At 32.8% G+C, this 778-nt stretch carries 1 protein-coding gene; it reads right to left on the bottom strand.

Annotated elements, in window-relative coordinates:
* Positions 1-20: 20 nt before the first annotated feature.
* Positions 21-746: a hypothetical protein gene (locus ACFINO_RS10260; protein ID WP_375655720.1), complete on the bottom strand. Its 726-nt coding sequence runs from the start codon at positions 744-746 to the stop codon at positions 21-23.
* Between the last annotated feature and the right edge of the window lie 32 nt (positions 747-778).

The raw sequence follows: 778 nt of genomic DNA, 5'->3' as shown, positions 1-778 counted from the left end.
TTTCGGATCCATAAGTGTCTTTAAGCGTAGATCGCTGTTGCAAGTTGATTGAAGCTTTCTGAAAGGTTATTTGCGAAATTGTTTGACGGTGGTTTATAACATGCGCTTTCATATAGTTTTTTCACTTCTGATTTTTTGTGTTTCTTAATTACCAATCCATATTCTGGATGCGTAATCCAATTATCCCAAGCGCTTTGCCAATCGCGTTCATTTGCATTGTGACATGGATTGGTTTTTGAAAAGCGTACAAATTTTTCAAATTCTGATAAGGCTTCATCATGCGTTAATCCTTGTTCAGTTGCGTATTGAAAATCGGGTTTGAAATCTTCTAGTATTCTTTCAACTTCTTGTTTTTCCCTTATTTTCTTTGTTCCTTCAAAAAAGTTTGCTTTCTCTGGAAAATAAGCAGGCATTATCTTATCAACGATTTCTGAAAGTTGTTTTCCAACCTTTTTAACTTTTCGTGAAGGCAATTTCGCAATCATCGCTTCGTTAATTTGCCATCGGTTGTTAACTTCGTTTGAAAGATTGATATTTTGCTCGCGAATGACTGGTTGTTTGGTTTCTATCGTTTTGATTTGTTCTGATTGAACATCATCACACTCGATTGCCTTTTCAACAAAATCGTTTGTTTCTAAATTTTCAAAATCAATTTCTCTTTTTGATAAAATAATAGTTTTATTTTTATTGTTATTGTTAATGTTATTGTTAATGTTATTGTTATATATATAGGCATCATTAAGCATCGCTTTAGCATCATGCTTAGCATGCTTAGCAT

Source organism: Bartonella sp. AA83SXKL (assembly GCF_042196965.1).
In the GTDB taxonomy this organism is placed as follows: Bacteria; Pseudomonadota; Alphaproteobacteria; order Rhizobiales; family Rhizobiaceae; genus Bartonella.
The sequence above is the reverse complement of the archived record's forward strand: the minus strand, read 5'-3'. Positions and strand labels throughout refer to the sequence as shown.

Coding starts and splice junctions, on each gene's coding strand:
- ACFINO_RS10260 (WP_375655720.1), bottom strand. CDS start 746: ATGCTTAATGATGCCTATATATATAACAATAACATTAACAATAACATT.